General features: G+C 64.2%; 19 protein-coding genes. 11 read left to right on the forward strand and 8 right to left on the reverse strand.

What is annotated here, in order from left to right; genetic code table 11:
* Positions 1-158 precede the first annotated feature (158 nt).
* From WIT60_RS04295 to WIT60_RS04335, 9 genes are all read left to right on the forward strand, one after another.
* Positions 159-1,382 (forward strand): ribonucleotide-diphosphate reductase subunit beta, encoded by a 1,224-nt coding sequence (locus WIT60_RS04295; protein WP_339582703.1) that lies wholly within the window; start codon positions 159-161, stop codon positions 1,380-1,382.
* Positions 1,383-1,540: 158 nt separating this feature from the next.
* The gene (locus tag WIT60_RS04300) at positions 1,541-2,038 is read left to right on the forward strand and encodes a histone (protein ID WP_339582704.1); all 498 of its coding nucleotides are present in this window, start codon (positions 1,541-1,543) and stop codon (positions 2,036-2,038) included.
* A gap of 85 nt (positions 2,039-2,123) precedes the next feature.
* The gene (locus WIT60_RS04305) at positions 2,124-2,459 is read left to right on the forward strand and encodes a DUF167 domain-containing protein (protein WP_339582705.1); all 336 of its coding nucleotides are present in this window, start codon (positions 2,124-2,126) and stop codon (positions 2,457-2,459) included.
* Positions 2,460-2,628: 169 nt separating this feature from the next.
* Positions 2,629-4,293, forward strand: a complete 1,665-nt coding sequence (gene ettA / locus WIT60_RS04310) for an energy-dependent translational throttle protein EttA (protein ID WP_320365476.1) — start codon at positions 2,629-2,631, stop codon at positions 4,291-4,293.
* A gap of 169 nt (positions 4,294-4,462) precedes the next feature.
* Positions 4,463-5,488, forward strand: coding sequence for a hypothetical protein (locus WIT60_RS04315; RefSeq protein ID WP_339582706.1), 1,026 nt, complete (start codon positions 4,463-4,465; stop codon positions 5,486-5,488).
* A gap of 198 nt (positions 5,489-5,686) precedes the next feature.
* Positions 5,687-6,739 (forward strand): putative solute-binding protein, encoded by a 1,053-nt coding sequence (locus WIT60_RS04320; RefSeq protein WP_339582707.1) that lies wholly within the window; start codon positions 5,687-5,689, stop codon positions 6,737-6,739.
* A 74-nt stretch (positions 6,740-6,813) separates the two neighbouring features.
* Positions 6,814-8,967: a TRAP transporter large permease subunit gene (locus WIT60_RS04325; protein ID WP_339582708.1), complete on the forward strand. Its 2,154-nt coding sequence runs from the start codon at positions 6,814-6,816 to the stop codon at positions 8,965-8,967.
* A 290-nt stretch (positions 8,968-9,257) separates the two neighbouring features.
* Positions 9,258-11,732: a zinc-dependent metalloprotease gene (locus WIT60_RS04330; RefSeq protein WP_339582709.1), complete on the forward strand. Its 2,475-nt coding sequence runs from the start codon at positions 9,258-9,260 to the stop codon at positions 11,730-11,732.
* A gap of 84 nt (positions 11,733-11,816) precedes the next feature.
* The gene (locus WIT60_RS04335) at positions 11,817-14,054 is read left to right on the forward strand and encodes an ATP-dependent DNA helicase (RefSeq protein WP_339582710.1); all 2,238 of its coding nucleotides are present in this window, start codon (positions 11,817-11,819) and stop codon (positions 14,052-14,054) included.
* A 51-nt stretch (positions 14,055-14,105) separates the two neighbouring features.
* Here WIT60_RS04335 and WIT60_RS04340 read toward each other — a convergent pair whose 3' ends face one another.
* The 6 genes from WIT60_RS04340 to WIT60_RS04365 all read right to left on the reverse strand — a co-directional run bounded on the left by WIT60_RS04340 (position 14,106) and on the right by WIT60_RS04365 (position 18,815).
* Positions 14,106-14,447, reverse strand: coding sequence for a hypothetical protein (locus WIT60_RS04340; protein ID WP_339582711.1), 342 nt, complete (start codon positions 14,445-14,447; stop codon positions 14,106-14,108).
* A gap of 51 nt (positions 14,448-14,498) precedes the next feature.
* Complete coding sequence (locus WIT60_RS04345) at positions 14,499-15,839, reverse strand: ammonium transporter (RefSeq protein ID WP_445207642.1); 1,341 nt, start codon at positions 15,837-15,839, stop codon at positions 14,499-14,501.
* An 82-nt stretch (positions 15,840-15,921) separates the two neighbouring features.
* Positions 15,922-16,797, reverse strand: a complete 876-nt coding sequence (gene panC / locus WIT60_RS04350) for a pantoate--beta-alanine ligase (protein ID WP_339582712.1) — start codon at positions 16,795-16,797, stop codon at positions 15,922-15,924.
* A gap of 41 nt (positions 16,798-16,838) precedes the next feature.
* On the reverse strand, positions 16,839-17,663 hold the full coding sequence (gene panB, locus WIT60_RS04355) for a 3-methyl-2-oxobutanoate hydroxymethyltransferase (RefSeq protein WP_339582713.1): 825 nt from the start codon (positions 17,661-17,663) through the stop codon (positions 16,839-16,841).
* A gap of 50 nt (positions 17,664-17,713) precedes the next feature.
* Positions 17,714-18,562, reverse strand: a complete 849-nt coding sequence (locus WIT60_RS04360) for a segregation and condensation protein A (protein WP_445207647.1) — start codon at positions 18,560-18,562, stop codon at positions 17,714-17,716.
* Positions 18,563-18,611: 49 nt separating this feature from the next.
* Positions 18,612-18,815, reverse strand: a complete 204-nt coding sequence (locus tag WIT60_RS04365) for a DUF3460 family protein (protein ID WP_320365461.1) — start codon at positions 18,813-18,815, stop codon at positions 18,612-18,614.
* 118 nt (positions 18,816-18,933) lie between these two features.
* Between WIT60_RS04365 and WIT60_RS04370 the strand changes: the two genes are divergently transcribed.
* Complete coding sequence (locus WIT60_RS04370) at positions 18,934-20,499, forward strand: CYTH domain-containing protein (RefSeq protein WP_339582714.1); 1,566 nt, start codon at positions 18,934-18,936, stop codon at positions 20,497-20,499.
* 107 nt (positions 20,500-20,606) lie between these two features.
* Here WIT60_RS04370 and metG read toward each other — a convergent pair whose 3' ends face one another.
* On the reverse strand, positions 20,607-22,688 hold the full coding sequence (metG, locus tag WIT60_RS04375) for a methionine--tRNA ligase (protein ID WP_339582715.1): 2,082 nt from the start codon (positions 22,686-22,688) through the stop codon (positions 20,607-20,609).
* A gap of 128 nt (positions 22,689-22,816) precedes the next feature.
* On the opposite strand from metG, the gene apbC reads away from it, so the two are divergent.
* Positions 22,817-23,929 (forward strand): iron-sulfur cluster carrier protein ApbC, encoded by a 1,113-nt coding sequence (gene apbC, locus WIT60_RS04380; protein WP_339582716.1) that lies wholly within the window; start codon positions 22,817-22,819, stop codon positions 23,927-23,929.
* Positions 23,930-23,969: 40 nt separating this feature from the next.
* Here the strand turns inward: apbC and WIT60_RS04385 are convergent, their stop codons facing one another.
* On the reverse strand, positions 23,970-24,755 hold the full coding sequence (locus tag WIT60_RS04385) for a sensor histidine kinase (RefSeq protein ID WP_339582717.1): 786 nt from the start codon (positions 24,753-24,755) through the stop codon (positions 23,970-23,972).
* Positions 24,756-24,822: the final 67 nt, after the last annotated feature.

Here is a 24,822-nt window from a genome sequence, read left to right on the forward strand (position 1 = left end):
CGACACGCCGCCAAGCCTGTCGCCCTGAATCCCCGTATTCATGCACCTTCTGACGTGTTTCGATGCACGGCAGCAACAACTGCTGCCCGCATCTGTCAAGAAGTGCTTGGTGTTTATCACAACACCCTTCCATAATCTGATGCCATAGGATATTTACCATGCTGGTCTGGGAAGAAGATTCCTCCAACGCCTCTTCAACACCTGTTGGTTCTGTGCCCCCCTCATCAGGCGTCGCACGGAACACGATGGCGTCACCGTCGATCAGCGCTGCAACCCCGATGCCATCGGCATCTCAGGGCACTGCCCCCCGCAGCACTCCCACTCAAACCGCACCGCAAGCCCAGTTGGCTGCCAGCGCCTCGACCCGTCGCGTCAATGCGGCCGACAAGCGCATCATCAATGGCCAGACCGACGTCAACCAGTTGGTGCCCTTCAAATACAAGTGGGCTTGGGAAAAGTATCTGGCCACCTGCGCCAACCACTGGATGCCGCAGGAAGTGAACATGTCGCGCGACATCGCCTTGTGGAAGGATCCCAATGGTCTGTCCGAAGACGAGCGCCGCATCATCAAGCGCAACCTCGGCTTCTTCGTGACCGCCGACTCGCTGGCCGCCAACAACATCACCCTGGGCACCTACCGCCACATCACGGCGCCCGAGTGCCGCCAGTTCCTGTTGCGTCAGGCGTTTGAAGAAGCCATCCACACCCACGCTTATCAATACATCGTTGAAAGCCTGGGCCTGGACGAATCCGAGATCTTCAACGCGTACCACGAGGTCTCCTCCATCCGCGACAAGGACGAGTTCCTGATCCCCTTCATCGAGGCGATCATGGACCCGAACTTCAAGACCGGCACACCCGAGAACGACCAGACCCTGCTCAAGTCGCTGATCGTGTTCGCCTGCCTGATGGAAGGTCTGTTCTTCTACGTCGGTTTCACGCAGATCCTGGCACTGGGTCGCCAGAACAAGATGACCGGCGCCGCCGAGCAGTATCAGTACATCCTGCGCGACGAGTCGATGCACTGCAACTTCGGCATCGACCTGATCAACCAGCTCAAGCTTGAGAACCCACATTTGTGGACGCCCGAGTTCAAGGCCGAGATCAAGGCCCTGTTCCTCAAAGCGGTCGAGCTCGAATATGCCTATGCCGAGGACACCATGCCGCGTGGCGTGCTGGGCCTCAACGCCTCCATGTTCAAGGGCTATCTGCGCTACATCGCCAACCGTCGCGCTACACAGATCGGCCTGGAAGAGCTCTTCCCGAATGAAGAGAACCCCTTCCCCTGGATGAGCGAAATGATCGACCTGAAGAAGGAACGCAACTTCTTCGAAACCCGTGTCATCGAATACCAGTCGGGCGGCGCCCTGTCCTGGGATTGATCCAAGCCACGCACAGAGCACTGGACCAGCCCCCACATGAGCCCCCGGCCCACCCCATTCACCACACCGCGCCCAGATCCTAGGGGGCGACGGGTGATGAATCCCTGTGCTGCGCATGGCAGTGCAGTGCTCTTTGCAACTTGATCAAGGAGATACGTATGGCAACTGCAAAAAAAGTGGCAGCAAAGAAAGCCGCTCCGGCCAAGAAGGTCGCTGTAAAGAAAGCTGCACCCGCTAAAAAGGCTGTGGCTGTGAAGAAGGCTGCGCCTGCCAAGAAGGCAGCTGCACCGGCCAAAAAGGTCGCCGTCAAGAAGGTCGCTGTGAAGAAAGCCGCAGCACCTGCCAAGAAGGTTGCCGTGAAGAAGGCCGCCGCTCCCGCCAAGAAGGCTGCAGCGCCAGCCAAGAAGGCGGCTGCACCGGCCAAGAAGGCCGCCGTGAAGAAGGCAGCTCCTGCCAAGAAGGCTGCGGTCAAGACTGCAGCTGCTAAGCCAGCCGCTAAGCCAACCGCTAAGCCAGCAGCGAAGCCCGCGGCCAAGCCGGCTGCGAAGAAGGCTGCTGCCAAGCCGGCTCCTGCCAAGAAGCCTGCCGCCCCGGCCGCCAAGACCACGCTGAGCCCCCAAGCCGCATGGCCTTTCCCGACCGGCAACAAGCCCTGAGTGATCAGCAGCTTGAACGGCTGATGCCCGTGTGCACACGGGCATCACAACCCGGCTTCGGCCGGGTTTCTCATTCTGGCTTGGCATGAACCCACCCTCCCCCTCCTGGCCCTGCCTGCGACTGGATGGCAAAGGCACCCAGCAAAAGGTGGTGCTGGACCTCAGCGTCTCACCCAATGCCAAACGCACCGAACTGGTGGGTTGGCATGACGGTGCCTTGCGCGTGCGCCTGTCCGCCCCGCCGGTGGACGGTGCCGCCAATGAAGCCTTGCGCAAATGGCTCGCCAGCGAATTGGGCGTGCCTCAGGCGCGCGTCACGCTGCTGCGGGGCGCCAGCGGTCGGCGCAAGCAATGGGCCATCGATGCCCCCGAGGCCGATGTGAGCGCCTGGCTGTCCCGCCAGAGCGTGCTGCAGACCTGAGCCTTCGCCCCCCGTCAAACCCGCGTTCGGACACCTGAATCCAGCGTGATCTGAGTGAAACGGTCATTCTTGCGCCGCGATCTGCGCGCAAAGGGCGCGCTTGCCTTAAGCTATAGGGTTTGGCGTCTCCACGTCGTGCACCTTGTCGTGCGCGCAAGCACATACCTACATGGCCCAGTACGTTTTCACCATGAACCGCGTCGGGAAGATCGTTCCCCCGAAGCGTCAGATCCTCAAAGACATCACCCTGAGCTTTTTCCCAGGCGCCAAGATTGGCGTGCTGGGCGTGAACGGCTCCGGCAAGTCCACCTTCCTGAAAATCATGGCGGGCGTGGACAAGGACATCGAGGGCGAAGCCGTCCCGATGCCGGGCATCAAGATCGGCTACCTGCCCCAGGAACCGGTCATGAACCCCGAGCAGACCGTCCGTGAGGCCGTGGAAGAAGGCATCGGCGGCGTGCTGGCTGCCAAGAAGCGCCTGGACGAGGTCTATGCGCTGTATGCCGAGCCCGACGCCGACTTCGATGCTCTGGCCGCCGAACAAGGTGAGTTGGAAGCCATCATCGCTGCCGGTGGCTCCGAGAACACCGACCTGCAACTGGAACTGGCCGCCGACGCCCTGCGTCTGCCGCCCTGGGACGCCATCATCGGCAACCTGTCCGGTGGTGAAAAGCGCCGTGTGGCCCTGTGTCGCCTGCTGCTGTCCAAGCCCGACATGCTGCTGCTCGACGAACCCACCAACCACTTGGACGCCGAGTCCGTGGACTGGCTGGAGCAGTTCCTGCAGCGCTACAGCGGCACCGTGGTGGCAATCACCCACGATCGCTACTTCCTGGACAACGCCGCCGAGTGGATTCTGGAACTCGACCGTGGCGCCGGCCACCCCTACAAGGGCAACTATTCCGACTGGCTGGAAGCCAAGGAAAAGCGCCTGGAGCAGGAACAGAAGACCGAAGACGCCCGCGCCAAGGCCCTGAAACAGGAACTGGAATGGGTGCGCAAGAACACCAAGGGTCGTCAGGCCAAGAGCAAGGCCCGTCTGGCCCGCTTCGAAGAGCTGAGCGACGTCGAATACCAGAAGCGTAACGAAACGAACGAAATCTTCATCCCCGTGGCCGAGCGCCTGGGCAATGAGGTCATCGAGTTCAAGAACGTCACCAAGTCCTTCGGCGACCGCTGCCTGATCGACAACCTGTCGTTCAAGGTGCCCGCAGGCGCCATCGTCGGCATCATCGGCCCCAACGGTGCCGGTAAGTCGACTCTGTTCCGCATGATCCAGGGCGTCGAGCAACCGGACAGCGGCGAAGTTGTCATCGGCAAGACCGCGCAACTGGCCTTCGTGGACCAGAGCCGTGAAGGCCTGGCCGCCGACAAGACCGTGTGGGAAGACGTTTCGGGCGGCCTCGACAACATCGTCGTCGGCAAGTTCGTGATGCCCTCGCGTGCCTACATCGGCCGCTTCAACTTCAAGGGCAACGACCAGCAGAAGCTGGTGGGCAACCTGTCCGGCGGTGAACGCGGCCGTCTGCACCTGGCCAAGACCCTGGCCCAGGGCGGCAACGTGCTGATGCTCGACGAACCCTCCAACGACCTGGACGTCGAAACCCTGCGCGCACTGGAAGACGCCCTGCTGGAATTTGCCGGCTCGGCCATGATCATCTCCCACGATCGTTGGTTCCTCGACCGCATCTGTACCCACATCCTGGCCTGCGAAGGTGATTCGCAGTGGTTCTTCTTCGACGGCAACTATCAGGAATACGAAGCCGACAAGAAGAAGCGTCTGGGTGAGGAAGGTGCGCGCCCGAAGCGCGTGCGTTTCAAGCCCATCCGCTGATCCATCCGGATTTACCCATGCCAAGGCCCGTCGCAGACGGGCCTTTTTCATTCCCCGAAGTGAGGGGCTGCGGGGGCTATCCCTAGTGTGAGCCGCAGGGGGGCGTTGAAGCCGCTTCCTAGAATCAGAAGGACTTTTAAGGCGCACGGCGCCACTTGGAGACCTTCTGATGACCCTTCGGTTTACACGCCTGCTCGCCTCCACCGCCTTGGCTGTCTCGGCCGTGACCCTGAGTGGCTGCGCCCTGATCCAGTCCAATGTCGCCGGCACCACGCTGAGCATTCTGGAAGATGGCTTCACGCCTCCCGTGCTGACGCTCAGCGATGTCGAAATGGGCTGCGGCTTCTCCATGATCAACACCCCGCTGGTGGGCGCCGCGCGCAACTTCTACGGTGACCCCTCCTTGATGGAGACCGTGATGCTGAGCTCGGCCGGTGTGTGCTCCGAGAACCAGGCCATCGCCGAGGAAATGCGCTATCTGCGCGCCTCACGCGACAAGCGCGCCGACGAGGCGCTGGACGCCCGCATCACCCAGAAGCGCCTGCTGGCCACAGCGGCTGAGCGCCAGTACACCGCCTTCGTGCGCATGAAACTCAAGCTGCAGCAGAAGTACTACTTCAAGTACGGCGAGGAGTGCCCGCGCTTCACGCGTGACTTTGATGAAATGGTGTACCTGCTGGGATCGGTGGGTGGTCTGCAAGCCATGCAGAACGACATCGCTGCGCAGCAAGCTGTAGGTGTGCCCACCGACATTGCCCCCCAGGTCGAGCGCGCCATGAACTGCCTGGACAACGTGAAGTGGTGGGGAGTGCCCCAGGCCGCACGTGCTGTGGTGTGGAGCATCATCCCGGGCGCCGATGCTGGCAAGGACGTGCAAGGCACGTTTGACACGGCCATGGGCATTGGTGAGCACAAGGGCGTGCGTCTGGCCCACGTGATGGCAGCCATCTCCGCCCAGTCCACCGACAACAAGCCACGCCTGCGCAGCGTCATCCAGCGCTTCGGCAAGGCCGAGAACTTCACGCCCAGCACCGAGTACCGCCTGCTGGACGCCATTGCGCAATCGCAGATCACCAACATCTCCGACCGCATGTGGACACAGAACGCAGGCACCCGCACCCCAATCGGCTCACTGGGCAAGTTCTGGGATGACAAAGCCGGTGGCGATATTGATGCTGGTAGTTTCCTGAATTGATATTGGCCTTTGGCCCCCACCCACAGGGAATTCCCTTCCCCTGGGTGCGGGCCGTGAAATGACCCCATTTCCAGCGCAGATCGATATAGTTGTAAACGACTGTTTTAGATCACAACAGTGATCAGATGTGATCGGAGAACCGGTCACCCAAGGGCCTGCAGTCAAGGCCCTTGTTTTTTGGGGTACCGAGGAGTCAGCATGAAGTTGGGCCGTAAGTCAGCCAGGATCGTGGCGACCGTGGGGGTCGCTTTGGGGGCCATGGGTCAGGCACACGCCGATCAGAAGCTCTGTGTGTACGACATGCTGGGGGCCACCGGCGACCTGTACAACATGACCAAGGACTATGTCGTGGCCATGCAGCGCAGCGGCGCCTCCATCGAACTCAAGGGCTACACCGACGAGCGGGTGGCCACCGAAGACTTCCGAACCGGTCAATGTGACGCGGTGGTGGCCACCGCTTTTCGCATTCGCCAGTTCAACGCAGTGTCTGGCTCGATCGACACGCTGGGTGCGACCACCATCGTGCGCAACGGCAAGATCGACATCCCCGCCAGCTACGAGGTGGTGCGCAAGCTGATCCAGACCTATGCGTCGCCGGCCGCCACCAAGCTGATGACCGAAGGCAACAACGAGATCGGCGGCATCATTCCCCTGGGGGCGGCTTACCCCATCGTGGCCGATCGCAAGATCAACACCATCGAGGCCCTGGCGGGCAAACGCATTGCGGCCTTCGATCACGACAAGGCCCAAGCCGTGATGATCCAGCGCATTGGCGCACAGCCTGTTTCGGCGGACATCACCAACTTTTCAACCAAGTTCAACAACGGGGCCGTCGACATGATCGCCGCCCCGACCATGGCCTACAAGCCGCTGGAGTTGGCCAAGGGCATCGGCAAGAACGGCGCGATCACCCGGTTTCCGATCATGATCCTCACCTATCAGATGGTCATCAATCGGACGAAGTTTCCCGATGGCTTCGGTGTGAAGTCGCGTGAGTACTGGAGCAGTCAGTTCGATCGCGCCATGCAGCTGATCAAGCAAGCCGACGCGAGCATCCCTCCCGCCACCTGGATGGACCTGAGTGCCGAGAACTCCTACAAATACACGCTGATGCTGCGCGAATCTCGCATCGACATCGCCCACAAGGGCCTGTACGACAAGCGCGGATTGAAGGTGATCAAGAAGATCCGCTGCAATGTGAACCCGGCCGACCCGGAGTGCACCACCAAGTCCGAAGAAGACTGGAAGTGATCTGCCACCGCCCTCGCCTCGCTGCATCTGCGCGCTGAATTCCCCTCCCGATACCACGGTCGTCCGAGTACCTCATGCACACACCCACCTCACGTCCCTTGATGGGCAGAACCGCCCTGGAATGGTTCTCGACCCTGCCCGTATTCATCATGCTGATCCTGACCCTGGTGATCGGCACGGGTGAGATGGTCCACGGTCAGTTGCTCAAACTTGGCGAGTCGCTGTTTGGCAACCCGGAAACGCAGGTGCAATATTTCATGCTGCGCGCCGAACCGGTCAAGCCCGAGTGCAACCCATCTATCGACATCGACGCCGAGGTGCAGCGTCAGTCGGCGGCGCCTGCACAGGGTGGCGACGACATCGACAACCTCTTCGGGGACACCGCCACGGCCAACGATCCAGCGGTGCTGCGCAAGTCCATCGAACAGGCCCAGGCCATCTGTCAAGCCAAGCACTCGCTGTACGAGCGCGTGCTGGCGCTGCAGACGCCTCAGGTCCAGATGTACCGGACCATCGAGACCAGCTTCTTCGGGCTTTTTCAGATCGGCACCGAGAATCGCCCTCTGATCCTGCTGCTGATGGTGGCCATTGCGACCATCACCACCACACTGGGCCGGCACCACATTGGCATCCGCCCGGTCATCTATACGCGTGACCATCAGGCTCAAACCCTGGCCCAGGTGATCGCCAATGGCTTCCTGCTGTTCTCTTGCGTGCGCTATTACCAGATCCTGCAAGGCAGCGGGGGCGTGCCCAAGGAAGAGGCGGTGCTCCACTGGATCTGGATGGCATTGTTCACCATCATGTTGCTGATCAATGTGGTGCGCGTGGTCCGTCCGCTCAGATCCTCGGAGGGAGCAGGCACCTGGGGTGCTGCAATGCTGGCCGTGCCCCTGTACGCCAACATGGCCATCATCGCTGGCGTGTATTTCCTGCTGACCGGTCACGACGCTGGCCTGGCCATCTACATCAACCAGTTGATGGCCCTGCCGAGCATCTTCATGAACCTGGCCTTGTTCATCTGGGCCGGCATGCTGCTCAAGCAAAGCCGCATCGTTGACCTGCTGCTGGACGTGATCCGTCCGTGGAGCTTGTCGCCCCAATTGCTGACCTATCTGATTCTGCTGGGCGCCTCGGTGGCCACTGCTTACACCGGCGCATCGGGGATCTTCGTGATCGCCGCGGGTGGAGTGATCTATCACGAGGTCCGCGCTGCAGGCGGCACCCGTCACTTTGCCCTGGCTGCCACGGCCATGTCCGGCTCGCTGGGTGTGGTGCTGCGTCCCTGTCTGCTGATCGTGATGATCGCGGCGTTGAACAAGGAAGTCACCACAAACGGCCTGTACCACTGGGGCTTCTATGTGTTCCTGCTGACCTCCACGCTGTTCTTCCTGGTGTCTCAGTTGCTGCGCAAGCAACGCGCTTCGATCGAATCGCCCTCGGTCGCGATCCCTGCCATGCTGCGCAAGATGATCCCCGTGCTGCCTTACGCTCTGCTGACCGTAGCGATCGTGATGCTGTATGACTACGCGCTCGAAACCCCGCTGAACGAGATCACCGCACCGACGATCATGCCGATCATCTTGCTGCTGCTGCTGATCTATGACAAGGCGACGAACAAGGGCAAGGCCGAGCTCACGCCCGATTACGCGAGCCATCGCCAGGAAGGCGTCGAACGTTCGGTGCGTTTTGCCACCACAGAAGCCATTGGCCACGTGGGTGCCCTGATGAGCCTGATGACCTTGTCCCTGGCTGTGGGCGGCATCATCGAGCGCTCTGAAATCGTTCACCTGTTCCCGCAGGTCTTCGAGTCGCCTTGGCATGCCATGGCTGTGTTGTGCCTGGTGATGGTGTTCCTGGGCATGGTGATGGACCCATTGGGCGCCATCATTCTGGTATCGGGCACCCTGGCGCCCATCGCCTATGCCAACCACATCGACCCGTTGCACTTCTGGATGGTGGTGCTGGTGTCGTTCGAACTGGGCTATCTGTCGCCACCGGTGGCCCTCAATCAGTTGCTGACGCGACAGGTTGTGGGTGAGGATGAAGTGGCACAGGCCGATGCCGACGTGCGTCACTTGGGCTTCTACGGTCGCTACGAACGCTGGATCCTGCCTGTGGTGGTGATGCTGCTGGGCCTGTTCATCGTTGCCTTCGGCCCGCTGCTGGCGCAGCATGTGGAAGCCTTCTCGTTCCTGAAGGACTTGCTGCCTCACGCGACCGAATAAGTTCAATCGCACGGCCTGCAGGGCGGCAATGTTATGGTCACGCCATGACTTGCCGCCCTTTTTTTGCCCCGCTTTGTCTGAGTCCTCTGCTGCTGTTGGGTGCCTGTGGCTCCGCCCCTCAGAAGCAAACCCACAACTCGATGGAGGCAGCCACCGTCGCGACAACGCCGAGTGTGGCTCGCCCAGTTGCGCCCGCATCGACATCGACCTCACCGTCTCCGTCTGCGGCCAGTGCGACAGGCAGCACGCCCTTTCAAACGGTCATCCAGGGCGCACAACGGCAGAGTGGCTTGCTGCCTCTGTGGCGCAAGGAAGACAAGGTCTGGCTGGAGTTGAGCCCACAGAGCCTCAACAAGCCCTTGTTCTTTTCGCCCAAGCTGGCCTCAGGTATTGGTGAAGGCGGGCTGTTTGGCGGTTTGATGCAAAGTCGATGGGCGCAGGTCGGTCGGCCGCAGTGGGTCACCTTCCGTCAGGTACACAAACAGGTGCAGTTGCTCGCGGTGAATGCCGCGTACACAGCCCTGCCAGGCACGCCGCAGGCTCGTGCGGTGGAGGCAGCCTTCTCCCCCAGCCTGCTGGGCAGCGTCCCCGTAGCCAGTGCGCCGCACCCTGAAACCGGCGCCGTGCTGATCGAGTTGACGCCGCTGCTGCTGAGTGACCTGCTCGGTCTGGGCATGCAACTGCAGCGCACCTACCGACAGGGCTACAGCCTGGATGCACGCAATTCAAGCGTGCTGAGCGCACGCGCCACCCCTGATCGGCTCGTGTTTGAGGTCAGCCAACACTTCGCCAGCGCCAACCTGGCGGCCCCCACGCCTGGTGCGTCCGTCGGAGCCACAGGCAGTGGACCCAATCCCAGCACGCCTCAGGCCGTTCCCGACCCACGCAGCTTGTTCCTGACGACGCATTACACCTTGTCGGCCCTACCGGCTCAACCCATGCGCCCCAGGCCAGCCGACGCGCGCGTGGGCTACTTCACCACCTCGGTCACCGACTTCACCGACGACCTGACGCGCACGCCGCGTCAACACTTCATCAACCGCTGGCGTTTGAGCAAGAAGGACCCGAACGCACCGCTGTCTGAGCCTGTGCAGCCCATCGTGTTCTGGCTCGATCCCAGCATTCCGGAGGCTTACCGCAGCACCATCACCGAGGGTGTGCTGGTCTGGAACCGTGCATTTGAGGCCATCGGTTACCGGAACGCCATCGAAGTGCGTGCTCCTCAGCCCGGCCAGTCCATCGACACCCTGGCCACTGGCCAGGCCTCCATCCGCTGGATGACCAACGCCCAGCCTCGCTTTGGTGCCATCGGCCCATCGCATGTCGACCCACGCACCGGAGAGATCCTGGGGGCCGACATTGCGCTGGAGAGTCTGTCGTCCCGCAGCATCCGCACGGTGCGCAGCCAGATCCTGACGTCCACAGCGCTTCATCTTGAACATGCGGATGATGCCCACGGAGCAGCCTGCCAACATGGCGACCTCGCTGCCGAGCAACTCGCCTTGGGTCTCGACGTGCTGGAAGCGCAAGGCGTGATCGACCCCGATAGCCCACAGGTGCGCGACTTCGTGCTGGCCTACATCAAGGACACCACCATGCACGAGGTGGGCCACACCTTGGGTCTGCGCCACAATTTCCGCGCTTCACGCTGGCGTACCGCGCAGGAGTTGACCCATCCGCTGTTGACGGCCGAGCACGGCATCAGTGCCTCGGTGATGGAGTACTCCCCGATCAACCTGCCCGCACCGGGGCAATCGGCCGGCGCGCCGTTCCAGACCACCTTGGGCCCTTATGACTTCTGGGCCATCGCCTATGGCTATGGTGACCTGCCAGATGACACCGCACAGGCTTCGGCGGCGCTGAAGTCCTTGGCGCAACGCAGTGCGGACCCCGCTCAAGCGGATGCTCTGGCGTATGGCACCGACGAGGACAATCTGTGGGGACTGGACCCACAAGCCTTGACCTTTGACCTCGGGCGCGACCCAGTGGCCTTTGCACGCACTCGCATCGCCATCGTGCGTGACCTGCTGAACCGCCAAGCCACGCGCACGCTGAGCCCGAACGACGATGCCACCGTGCTGCGTCGCAGCGTGAGCTATGGCTTGCGCGACCTCGCACGCACCAGCCAGACCTTGCTGCGACAGGTCGGTGGCTTGATCACCCGCCGCGATGCGCCTGGCAGTGGCCGCGACCTGCTTGAACCGCTGCCGGCTGCCGCCCAGCGCGAGGCCTTGCAAATGCTGTTGAGCGACTTCCTGTCGAGTGAGGCGGTGGCCTTGCCGCCCGCGCTGCTTCGCCGACTGGCGCCAGACTATCTGGAACGTGAAGACGCCAGCAGCACCGACTTTTCGGCCGCCGAGCAGTTGCTGAGCCTGCAGCGAGCCGTCTTGAATCACCTGATGGCCGACACACTGGCAGACCGTTTGCAAGACAACGCCGACAAGGTGCGCGATCGCGAAGCACATCCGCTGTCTGTAGCCGAATTGCAGCAAGGCCTGCGACAAGCCGTGTGGCGCCCTGCTGGTGGGCAGGCATCTTGGCAACGCAACCTGCGGCGCGAGCATGTCACGCGTCTGGCGGCCGCCGTGCTGCGCAGCACCGGACGCGCCGACGCCCGCGCCATCGTCCGTCTGGAAGCCGAAACCCTGCTGCGCCAGTTGCAGGCCAGCGCCAGCGGCGACCGCACCGAACAGGCGCACCGACGCGCCTGCATCGAGATCCTCCAGAACGCCCTGCAGGCCCGGGTGATGCGCACCGGCCCTTGAGGGGGAGTGCCCTTCACCCCAGCGGGTGACGCTCAGGTGAGCCGCAAGAGGGACAATAGCGGCTCACCGCCTTCAATTGTTCGCATGGACCTGCCCACCCTCTTCTCTGAATCCGGCCCGCTGGCCCGTGCCTTCGATGGCTATTGCGTGCGGACCGAGCAGATCGAGATGGCCCAAGCCATCCAAGCCGCCATCCGCGAAGCCAGCACGGTGGTGCTGGAAGCCGGCACCGGAGTGGGCAAGACAGCGGCCTACCTGGTGCCCTCGCTGCTCGAAGGTGGCAAGGTCATCGTCTCGACCGGCACCAAGGCCCTGCAAGACCAGCTCTTTCACCGCGACCTGCCCGCCGTGCGCGATGCCTTGGGGGTGCCCATCAAGGTTGCGCTGCTCAAGGGCCGCAGCAACTACCTGTGCTGGCACCACCTCGACCGCACCAACCAGGACGCCACGCTGCTGGGCAGCCGACAGGAGGTACGTGACCTCGGCTTCATCAACAGCTTCATCCACCGCAGCCCCACCGGCGACAAGGCCGAATGCCCGACGGTGCCTGAGCATGCGACGATCTGGGCCCGCGTCACGTCCACCCGCGAGAACTGTCTGGGCAGCGACTGCCCGCGCTACAGCGAGTGCTTCGTCGTCAAGGCCCGACGCGAGGCGCAGGACGCCGATGTCGTCGTGGTCAACCACCACCTCTTCTTTGCCGACCTGATGCTGCGCGAAGAAGGCGTGCCCGAGTTGCTGCCCAACGCCCAGACCATCATCTTCGACGAAGCCCACCAGCTGCCCGACACGGCCACGCTGTTCTTTGGCGATTCGGTCTCGACCCTGCAGTTCCTCGACCTGCTGCGCGACACCCTGGCCACGGGCCAGGCGCAGGCCCGCGATGGCGCCAACTGGAACGACGTGCTCGCCCCGCTGGACCGTGCCGCCCGCGATCTGCGCCTGTGTTTCGGGCCACAGTTACAGCGTCTGTCACAAGCCCAGCTTGGTCTGGATCACCCCTTGTGGGCCGCGCTCGACAAGCTCAAGGATGCTCTCGCGCACGTGCGCGACGTGCTCGACAGCCAGGCCGAACGCTCCCCCGACCTGGCCCAGTTGCACCGCCGCGCCCATGAGCTGATGCAGCGCCTGATGGCCTGGGGGGCCCCGGAGCGCGCTGGGGAGCCCGAGCTGTGCTGGATCGATGTGGGCTCGCACGGTGTTCAACTGCACCGCACGCCCATCTCGGTGGCCGAGGTCTTCCGACGCCAGCGCCTCGGCTTGGGCGAGGCCGAGATCGCGCCCGATGAGGAGGTGGACGAAAACGACGAGATCGTGCGCCACACACTGGACGACGATGAAGCCGCCATGATGGACGCCTTCGGGGATGTCGAGCCGGTAGCCCCGCTGCGGCCGACCAGCCCGAGTAGGCAGCGCGGCGGCAACGCTGAGGACGATGCGGATGGCGATGACGCGGAGGACCTGCAGGCGCTGCTCGCGGGGGCCGACGACGTAGGCTCGCCCTCTGGTCATGAGCGTCCCCCTACCGCCAAGCTCTCGGCCGAGGTCAGCAGCATCGCCCCACCGCCTCGCAAGGCCTGGGTCTTCACCTCGGCCACGCTGGCGGTCAAAAACGACTTCAGCCATTTCACCCATGCGCTCGGACTGGAAGACGCCGCGTGCCAGTCCTGGTCCAGCCCCTACGACTACCCTTCGCAGGCCATCCTGTACGTGCCCCACAACGTGCCGCAACCCTCCGACCCCGGCCACACCGATGCGGTGGTGGATGCAGCCCTGCCGCTGATCCGCGCCAACCGGGGGCGGGCCTTTGTGCTGTGCACCAGCTTGCGTGCGGTGGCCAAGGCCGCCGAGCGCCTGAAGAAGATCTTTGGGGAGTCCGGCGACCCCTTCCCCGTGCTGCAGCAAGGCGATGCGCCCCGCCCCACACTGCTGGAAGACTTCCGCCGCGCCGGTAACGCCGTGCTGGTGGGCAGCCACAGCTTCTGGGAAGGCATCGACGTGAAAGGCGATGCCCTCACGCTGGTGGTGATCGACAAGCTGCCCTTCGCCCCGCCCGACGACCCGGTGCTGGCCAAGCGCCTGGAGTTGCTCGCCAAGGCCGGCGGCAACCCCTTCATGAGCCACCAGGTGCCACAGGCCATCATCGCTCTCAAGCAGGGTGCAGGCCGCCTCATCCGCAGCGAGACCGACCGCGGTGTGCTGATGATCTGCGACACCCGCCTGATCGACAAGCCCTACGGCCGCCGCATCTGGCAGAGCCTGCCGCCGATGCGACGCTCACGCATCGAGCAGGAGGTCGTGGACTTCCTGCTCACTTTGTGAGCCTGCCCAGAGACCAGAGACAGCTCTCGACAGGCCGTCAGGACCCAGCGCTCAGCGCAGGGTGCCCACATAGCGTTGGCGTGGCACCACCGGGTCGAAGTCCGATGAGGCAAAGCGGGAGGCACCAAAGTCGCTGGCCTCTCTGGACGATGCCTCGGGCGGTGGCGCCCGCCGCTCAGGCTTGGGCACCGGTGCAGGTGGCAGCAATGCGGCCTCCAGCTTGTCGGCGAGCCTCAGCAACTCCGGATGGTCTTCGGTGCGGGCGACCCGGATGACCTCACGGGCATACTCCGAGCTGTGGATCATCCACTCCACATCGGTCACCCGGCCGTTGACCCGGCGCAGCACCACGTGCAGGTGCGCCGCGATGGCAAACTTTTCACTGTCCAGCATCATGTCCTCCTGAGACTCACACGGCGAGGGCCACCCCAAGGTTGTGGCGCCTCACTCGACCCGCTCACCGTGCTGGCTGAGATCCAGCCCATCGCGCTCCGCCTGGGCCGAAACGCGCAAACCAACCACGCGGTCGACCACCCAGAGGATGGCCGCTGTCACCAAGCCGCTGTAGACCAGCGTGCCGGCGACACCTGCCAATTGGGCCGCCACCGAGCCACTCACGCCGCCGATGGCCGGCGCTGCCAGTACCCCGGTCAGAACGGCACCGATGATGCCGCCCACGCCGTGCACGCCGAAGACGTCCAGCGAGTCATCGGCGCCCAGCCAACGCTTGAGGCCCGTGGCCCCCCAGTAGCAGCCCACGCCCGCAAGCACGCCCATGACCACGGCCGACTGTGGCCCGACGAACCCGGACGCGGGTGTGATCGCCACCAGACCGGCCACGGCCCCGCTGCACAGACCCAGCAAGGTGGGCGTGCCCCGCACCAGCCATTCAGCCAGCATCCAGCTCAAGGCGGCCGCTGCAGCGGCCATCTGTGTGACCAGCATGGCCATGCCCGCACGCCCATCGGCCGCCCCGGCCGAACCGCCGTTGAAGCCCATCCAGCCCACCCACAGCAGGCAGGCGCCAATCATGGTGTAGCCCAGGTTGGCAGGCATCAGGGCAGTCTGTCCAAAGCCGATGCGGCGCCCCAGCATCCACGCACACACGAGTCCGGCAATGCCGGCGTTGATGTGCACCACGGTGCCACCGGCAAAGTCCAATGCCCCCCTCTGTGCCAACCAGCCGCCCGGCTCCCACACCCAGTGGGCCACCGGCGCGTACACCAGCACAGACCAAAGGGCCATGAACCACAACAAGGCCGAGAACTTCATGCGCTCCGCAAAGGCACCGGTGATCAAAGCCGGTGTGATGATCGCAAACGTCATCTGGAACAAGATGAAGACCGCCTCTGGCACCGTAGGCACCAGCGAGTGCACCGACACCTCGCCCGAGCGGATGTCCATCATCAGGTGATCGAGGAAAGCCCCTTTGAGGCTGCCGATGAACTCATTGCCTGGCATGAAGGCCAAGCTGTAGCCCACCGCCCACCACAAGACGCTGACCAGCGCGCACACAGCCAGGGTCTGCGCCATCGTGGCCAGGATGTTCTTCTTGCGGACCATGCCCGCGTAAAACAGCGCCAGCCCCGGGATGCTCATCAGCAGCACCAAGGCGGCCGACACCATCAGCCACGCGGTGTTGCCCGCATCCAGCTGGGCCATGGGAACGACAAAGGGACCAGGAGCCGTGGGCTTCACCGCTTCGGCCAAAGCCCATCCATGCGCCGACAGCATGGCGGCGCCCACCATGCCAGTCGCGCCACATCGTTGAAAGAGACGAGTCATCGGGTACTACCAAGGTTAGGGAACACCCTGAACCTCAGCAAGAACCAGACCCGGTTTGCGCATCATCCCGATGCGATGTGACTCACAGCTCCAAATTGTCGATCAGACGCGTCTTGCCGAGACGTGAGGCAGCCAGACACACCAGCGGCTCACCCTGTGCCAGTTCGGCGTCTGTGGGCAGCATCAGGTCACGCTGACGGCGCACCATGACGTAGTCAGTCTGCCAGCCACGCTCATTGAGTGCCGCGGCAGCCTTGGTTTCGATGCGGGCAATGGCCGCCTGATCCAGTTGCTGTCCGGAACGCGCCGCCCCAACTTGCGCCTTGACGGTGCGCAGCGTGTTGATCAGCTGCACCGCCTCGGCGCGCTCGGCTTCGCTCAGGTAGCCGTTGCGCGAAGACAGGGCCAAGCCATCCGGCGCACGCAGGGTTTCGCCGCCGTGGATGGCAATGGGCAGGGCCATCTGCGCCACCATGTTGCGCAAGACCATGAGCTGCTGGTAGTCCTTCTTGCCGAACACCGCGATGCGAGGCTGCACGATGTTGAACAGCTTGTGCACCACCGTGCAGACGCCGGTGAAGAAACCGGGGCGGAAGGCGCCTTCGAGAATGTCGGACAGCTCGGCAGGCGGCACCACCTTGTAGCCTTGCGGCTGTGGGTAGAGCTCAGCTTCGGATGGGGCGAACAGGATGTCGCAGCCAGCTTCGGCCAGCAACTGGGCATCGCGCTCGAGCGTGCGCGGATAGGTGTCGAAGTCTTCGTTGGGGCCGAACTGCAGGCGGTTGACGAAGATGCTGGCGACCACAGGGCTGCCCGAATCGCCCACCAGCTCGCGGGCTTGGCGGATCAGGGCCAGGTGGCCGTCATGCAGGTTGCCCATGGTGGGCACGAAAGCGGGGGCAGCGGGCGCCTGGGCCAGTTCGGCACGCAACTCGGCCAGGGTGTGGATCGTCTTCATGGGAATCGCCAGTCTCAGTCAGCTAAGTGGACGCAGTGGGCTCAGTAAGCGTGCAGGGTTTCGTCGGGGAAGCTGCCGTCCTTGACGGCGGCCACATAGCGGCGGACGGCGTCTTCGACCGAGCCGCCCTCGGCGGCAAAGTTGCGCACGAAACGCGGCAGCTTGCCGCGCGTGATGTTGAGCATGTCGTGCAGCACCAGCACCTGGCCAGCCGTTCCACCGCCTGCACCAATGCCGATGACCATCATGCCGGGGTTCTCGTCTTGCACCTGGCGGGCCACGGCCGAGGGCATCAACTCCAGCACCGTCATGGCGGCACCGGCCTGGGCCAGTTCGGCAGCGTGCTTGCGCAAGGTGGTGGCGCCCGCTTCGTCACGGCCCTGAATGCGATAGCCGCCCAGCGCGTGCACGCTCTGCGGCGTCAGGCCCAGGTGGCCGCACACCGGAATGCCGCGCTCGGTCAGGAAGTGCACAACCTCGGTGGTCCAGCCACCGCCTTCGAGCTTGATCATGTGAGCGCCGGCCTGCATCAGGGCCACGCACGAACGCAGCGCCTGCTCGCGGCTTTCCTGGTAGCTGCCAAAGGGCAGATCGCTGACGATCCAGGCGGTCTGGTTGCCACGTGCCACACAGCGCGTGTGATAAACCATCTCGTCGAGCGACACCGGCACCGTGCTGCCGTGTCCCTGCACGATCATGCCCAGCGAGTCGCCCACCAGGATGCAGTCCACACCGGCTTCGTCGACCAAGCGCGCGAAGGTCGCGTCGTAGGCTGTGAGCATGGTGATCTTCTCGCCCTGGGCATGCATCTCACGCAGGCGATGCAGGTTCATGGGCTTGCGGGAAACGGGGGCAACAGCGGTCATCTTGAAAGGGGACCTGGCCGACAGGCCCCATGCAAAAGGGTGACGGGATTCTAGGACGGCTCGTAGGCAAGCCGCACGTAGATGGGGGCAAAGGCCTCGGCCTGCGTGATCTCGATGAGGCGTTCCTTGCCCAACTCCAGCATGGCGATGAAGGTCACCACCATGACCGGGGCGCCGCGAGTCACGTCGAACAAATGCTCGAACTCGACAAAGCGCTTGCCCTGCAAGGTGCGCAAGACGATGCTCATGTGCTCGCGCACCGAGAGCTCTTCACGCGAGATCGTGTGGTGCGTGTGCAGTTTGGCACGCTGAAGGATGTCAAGCCAGGCCAGCCGCAAATCGTCCAGCGTGACCTCAGGGTGACGCACATTCGGCGATGGCTCGCTGTGCACCTCGACCCGCATGAAGTCGCGGCCCAGCACGGGCAGCTGGTCCAGGCCGGCGGCGGCCAGCTTCATGCGTTCGTATTCGATGAGGCGGCGCACCAGCTCGGCGCGCGGGTCTTCGGCCTCATCCGCGCCCTCTACCTTCTTGGGCGGCAGCAGCATGCGCGACTTGATCTCGATGAGCATCGCTGCCATCAAGAGGTACTCGGAGGCGAGTTCGAGGTTGCGCTTGCGGATCTGATCGACGTAGGCCAGGTACTGGCGCGTGACGTCGGCCAGCGGGATGTCGAGGATGTTGAAGTTCTGCTTGCGGATCAGGTAGAGCAGCAGATCCAGCGGGCCTTCGAAGGTCTCGAGAAAGACTTCGAGGGCATCGGGTGGGATGTACAGGTCGGACGGCATGGCGAACAGCGGTTCGCCGTACAGCCGCGCCAAGGCGACCTGATCCACCACCAGGGGCAGGCCCTGGTCATCCAGGCCCGGCGCCGAGATCCCGCCCTCCGGGGCGGTCAGGGCTTCGTGCGTCACCGCTCAGCCTGGGGTCAGCCTGCCGTCAGGGCGCTCAGCCCTTGGTCTGGTAGACGTAGGGCTTCTGGGCCACGCGGGCTTCGCGCTGCGCCTTCTGGGTGTCCAGGTCCACCGGGGGACGGTCCCACAGCAGGAAGCGGCCCTGACGCTGACGCTCTTCAAGCTGCGGGTCACGCTGCTTGAGGCTGTCGATGAACTGGGTCGCGTCGGACTTGTAGGGCTTCCAGAAAAGAGGCATGGTGTGGTCCTGCAAAAGGTGTTTAGCCCGCCATTTTATCGGTCTTGCGGGAGATCCCTCAAGAATCTCTGCCAACCGGACAGCCGCAGGGCTGGCGAAGCGCAGGACAATGTCCACCATGCAGGAAATCGAACTGAAATTCCAGATCCCGGCGCAGGCGCTGGGTGCCGTGCAGGCCGAGCTCACCGCCCTTGATGGCGGCCAGCACCAGCCCTTGCGCTTGCGCGCCGCCTACTTCGACACCCCCGACCGCGCCTTGGCTCACGCTCGCATGGCCCTGCGGGTGCGACAGGAGGGCCGCCAGTGGGTGCAGACGCTCAAGGCGGGCGGTAGCAACACGATGATGCGGTTGGAAGACAACCAGCCCGCGAAGGCCCCCAAGGCGAAGCAGCCGGTGGTGGCCGACCTGTCCCGTCACCTGGGCACGCCTGCCGAAGCCGCCTTGCGCGCCGTGCTGGCCTGGGACCCAGTGCAAGACCCCAGCGGCGCAGCCTCGGGCCTGATCGAGTTGTACCGCACCGACATCACCCGCCATCGCGCCCGGGTGACCGTGGGCGTGGGCACACCCCATGAGGGCATGGTGGAGTTGGCGCTCGACCTGGGTCACATTCACGCAGGTGACCTGGACGTGCCGGTGCGCGAGCTGGAGATCGAATCCATTTCCGGCCACCCGATGGCTGTGATCGAAGCCAGCCGCGACTGGGTGAAGCGCCACGGCGTGTGGCTGGACACCCAGACCAAGGCCCACCGTGGCGACCGCCTGGCGCGTCTGGCCGCCCTCGCCTCCCAGCCCATCACCGACGCCAGCGAGGTGAGCAGCGAGCACGCCGTGCTGGCCCGCCCTGCCCGGCTCCAGCCCGACAGCAGCCTGGACGACGCCTGGCGCGCGGCCCTGGAGAGCTGCCTGGAACAGATCAGCGGCAACATGAGCGAGCTGGGCACCGCGCCCACCCAGATCCAGCAAACCGGCTACCAGTGGCGGCTGGGCTTGCGACGCCTGAGGGCCCTGGGACGGCTGCTCAAACCCACCCGCTTGCCCTTCCCGCATGCGGCACTGGCCCAAGCCGACAAGCTGTATGCCCAACTGGGCCTGTGGCGCGACGCACAGGCACTGGCCAGATTGCCCGCCAAGATCGTGCACAAGGGCGGCCCAGATCTGCCCTTGCCCTACCCGGACATGGCCGCCACCCACGATGAGGCCGTGATCGCCCTGGCGCGCTCGGCCCCGGCCACCACGTTGTGCCTGGACCTGCTGGCCGCCCTGCTGCACCCGCCTGGCGACAACGCCGAGGCTCAACAGCCGTATCGGCCCTGGTTGGTGCAACGCCTGGGGGCTTGGCGGACACGTTGCCGTCAGGCTGCGCGACACGCTGGCAAGCTGTCAGACATCGAGCTACACACACTGCGCAAGCGCGCGAAGCGCCTGCGGCTGATGGCTGACTTGTTCGCACCGGCCTGGAAGCCCAAGCGACAGCAGGCACATGGCCAGGCCTTGAAGGCCGCGCTCGATGCCATGGGCCGCCTGCAGGACGAGGCCGTGGCCGAAAGCTGGTACGCCCAGGCGGCGAAAGACGATGCCCGCGCGCGCTGGGCGCAGGACTGGCTGCACGGCCGACGTCGCAAGCTGCGCAGACAGGCCAACCGCGCCTTGCTGGCTTGGCGAGACGTCAAAGCCCCTTGGTGACCGGCACACCGACCGCCGAGACACCGGGCGGCGCTTGTTCCCGATGACCACGCTCAGGTGCCACCCGTGATGGGTGACACGCTGAGGCGGCCGAGGTCGCCAAGACCTCAGCGGATGCGCATGCCAGGCTCGGCACCAGGGAAAGGTTCGAGTACGTAGACGCCCGGGTTGGCCTTCTCGTCGGCGTGCGAGGCGGCCAGCACCATGCCTTCGCTGACGCCGAACTTCATCTTGCGCGGGGCAAGGTTGGCCACCAGCACGGTGAGCTTGCCGATCAGCTGCTCAGGCTGGTAAGCCTCCTTGATGCCGCTGAAGACATTGCGTGTGCGGCCTTCGCCCGCGTCCAACGTCAGGCGCAGCAGCTTGGTGCTGCCTTCCACGTGCTCGGCGTTGACGATCTTGGCAATGCGCAGGTCCACCTTGACGAAGTCGTCGATGGTGATCGTCCGAGCGATGTCTTCGCCACCGGGTTGCACAGCCTCGACCACCGGCGCCTCTTCGGGCTTGGGCTCGAACAGCGCGTCGAGCATCTTCGGGTCCACACGCTGCATCAGGTGCTGATAGGCGCCAATGGTGTGTGCGCCCAGTAGGCGTTCGGCATCGGCCATCACCAGCGGCTGCACCTGCAGGAAGGCTTCCACATTGGCGACCAAGGCCGGCAGCACCGGCTTGAGGTAGATGCTCAACAGACGGAAGGCTTCGATGCAGACGGTGCAGACCTCTTGCAGGCGAGCGTCCTGCCCCTCTTGCTTGGCCAGCTCCCAGGGCTTGTTGGCGTCCACGTATTCGTTGACACGGTCGGCCAGCAGCATGATCTCGCGCAGCACCTTGCCCAGTTCACGCTGCTCGTAGTGATCGGCGATGGCACCACGTTGGGCTTGCAGGGTGCTCAGCAGGGTCTGACCATCGGCGCCCAAAGCGGCGGTCAACTGGCCACCAAAGCGCTTGCTCAGGAAGCCGGCAGCGCGGCTGGCAATGTTGATGAACTTGCCCACCAGATCGCTGTTGACGCGCGCCGTGAAGTCGTCGCGGTTGAAGTCCACGTCTTCCACATTGGCGTTGAGCTTGGCCGCGATGTAATAGCGCAGCCATTCGGGGTTCATGCCCAGGCTCAGGTACTTGAGCGGGTCCAGGCCCGTGCCACGGCTCTTGGACATCTTCTCGCCGTTGTTCACGGTCATGAAGCCGTGCACGTTCACCTGGTTGGGCAGCTTGCGGCCGCTGAACTGCAGCATCGCAGGCCAGAACAGGGTGTGGAAGTAGGTGATGTCCTTGCCGATGAAGTGCACCTGCTCGACGGCCGGGTCGGCCATGAACTCATCAAACGAGCGGGCTTCGCCGTACTTGGCCTTCGGGCCGCCAGCGGCAAAGTAGCTCTTGAGCGAGGCCAGGTAGCCAATGGGCGCGTCCAGCCACACATAGAAGTACTTGCCCGGCGCGCCAGGGATCTCGATGCCGAAGTAAGGCGCATCGCGGCTGATGTCCCAGTCGCCAAGGCCGCCTTCGCCGTTCTCGTCCTTGGTGAACCACTCCTTGATCTTCTTGGCCACGCCGGGTTGCAGCTTGCCGTCTTGGGTCCATTCCTGCAGGAAGTTCAGGCAGCGCGGGTCGGACAGCTTGAAGAAGTAGTGGTCCGAGGTCTTGAGCACCGGGGTGGCGCCGGACAGGGCCGAATACGGGTTCTTCAGCTCGGTGGGCGCGTACACGGCACCGCACACCTCGCACGAGTCGCCGTACTGGTCCTTGGCACCGCATTTGGGGCACTCGCCCTTGATGAAGCGGTCGGCCAGGAACATGCCCTTTTCCGGGTCGAACATCTGCTCGATCGGGCGCACGTCGATCAGGCCTTGCTCTTTCAGGGCCAAGTAGATGCTCTGCGCCAGCTCGTGGTTCTCGGGGCTGTCGGTGCTCGACCAGTGGTCGAAGCTGATGTGAAAGCCGTCCAGATAGGGCTTGCGGCCTGCGGCGATGTCGGCCACGAACTGCTGCGGCGTCTTGCCGACCTTCTGGGCCGCGATCATGATGGGTGCGCCGTGCGCGTCGTCGGCGCCCACGAAGTGCACCTGGTGGCCCTGCATGCGCTGGAAGCGCACCCAGATGTCGGCCTGGATGTACTCCATGATGTGGCCAATGTGGAAGTGGCCGTTGGCATAGGGCAGCGCGGTGGTGACGAAGAGCTGGCGTGGCATGGTGGGAATCAGGTGAACGAGGGGCCCGGTCAAGACAAGACCGAAGTCCCTGTTGGCAGTCGGGGGGTAACCGGTAATTTTAGGGCGCGCTAGACTGCCCGTCTCAAAAGAATGACATGCCCTTTGGAATGAGCACCCCCACGCCTCTTGAAGCCGCAGCCCTCGACGCCCTGCGCACCGTCATCGACCCCTTGACTGGCCAGGACTGGGTGAGCACCCGCCACCTCAAGTCCCTCACGGTGCAGGGTGGCCAGGCCCGCATCGAGATCGCGCTGGGATACCCGGCCCGCTCGCAGTGGTCCGCCTACACCGCCCTGATCGAAGCTGCGCTCAAGAAGGTGGACGGCATCACCGGCGTGGACGTGGTCTGGTCCACCCGGATCCTCGCGCACGCGGCCTCGCGCGGCCAGGCCCTGCTGCCCGGCGTCAAGAACGTGATCGCCGTGGCCTCGGGCAAGGGCGGCGTGGGCAAGAGCACCACCGCTGTCAACCTGGCGCTGGCCCTGGCGGCCGAAGGCGCCCGCGTGGGCATGCTCGACGCCGACATCTATGGCCCCAGCCAGCCGCTGATGCTGGGCATCCAGGGCAAGCCGCCCAGCCCCGATGGCAAGACCATCACGCCGCCGGTGAACCACGGCCTGCAGATGATGTCGATGGGCCTGCTGGTGGAAAACCAGGCGGCCACGATCTGGCGCGGCCCGATGGCCAGCCAGGCTTTCGACCAACTGCTGCGCCTGACCAACTGGGGCGAGCCCGGGCAACCGCTGGACTACCTCGTGGTCGACATGCCGCCGGGCACCGGTGACATCCACCTGAGCATCAGCCAGCGCGCCCCGCTGACTGCTGCCGTCATCGTTACCACCCCGCAGGACATCGCCCTGCTGGACGCCCGCAAGGGCCTGCAGATGTTCGAGAAGGTGTCGGTGCCGGTGCTGGGCGTGGTCGAGAACATGGCGGTGTTCTGCTGCCCGAATTGCGGTCACGAAGAACACATCTTCGGCCAGGACGGCGGCGTGCGCATGGCCGAGGAGTTCCATGTGCCGCTGCTGGGCTCCATGCCGTTGGATTTGAAGATCCGCCTGCAGGCCGACAGCGGCCAACCCACGCTGGTGGCAGAGCCCGACAGCAAGGTGGCCGGTCTTTACAAGGACATGGCGCGCAAACTGGCCGCCGGCCTGTCGAAGCTGCCCAAGGACTACAGCAGCAAGATGCCCGCCGTGAGCGTGCAGACCCAGGGCTGAACTGACGAGGGGGGCCTACACAGCCCCGCCTAGCAGGCGTTCAGCGCTCGGTGCGGCGCTGATGGTGGTGCGAGGCGCCTAGCGTGAAGAAGAAGCAGGCGCCCTGCCCCACCGCGGCCTCGGCCCAGATGCGGCCGCCGTGGCGTTGCACGATGTGTTGCGCCGCCGCCAGCCCCACCCCGTTGCCCGGAAACTCCTTGGCGCTGTGCAGGCGCTGGAACATGCCAAACAACTTGTCGGCGCAGCCCATGTCGAAACCGGCACCGTTGTCGCGCACGAAAAACACCTCCGGGTCGGTCTCTGGCACCACCCCAACGGCCACATGCGGCCGCTCGGTCTTGCTGCTGTACTTCAGCGCATTGCCGATCAGGTTTTCCAGAACGCGACGCAACAAGACCGGATCAGCGTGGGCGGTCATGCCTTCGGCGACGTCCACATCGGCGCGAGCAGATCCGTTGAGCACCAACACTTGCTCGCCCGCCACCTCCTTGGCCAGGGCACTGACGTCCACGGCTTGCCTGCGGAGTGGCTCGGAGCTCAATTGCGCGTGCATCAACAGGGCATCGATCATGTCGCTCATGCGCTCGGCCGCACCCAGCACGCGATCAAGATACCCGTTGGCCTGCGCGTCCAGCTGGGAGCCGTAGTCTTCCTTGAGGATGCGGGTGAACCCTTCCACCACACGCAGCGGCGCGCGCAAGTCATGCGACATGGCATGACGCAGGGCGGCTTGCTCGTCCAAGCCCATGCCGACAACCGGCTGCCCGTCCGAGGACCAGGCAGCAGGCGGCGGGACTGGAGCAGGAGGGTCGCCAGCGGTGTGCATCTGACCGATTGTACGGACCGTCGTCAGCGGGTTTTTGCCTCTGGCGCAGAATTTCACAGTCCCGCTA

Origin of the sequence: Aquabacterium sp. G14 (genome assembly GCF_037482285.1) — a bacterium.
In the GTDB taxonomy this organism is placed as follows: Bacteria; Pseudomonadota; Gammaproteobacteria; order Burkholderiales; family Burkholderiaceae_C; genus Aquabacterium.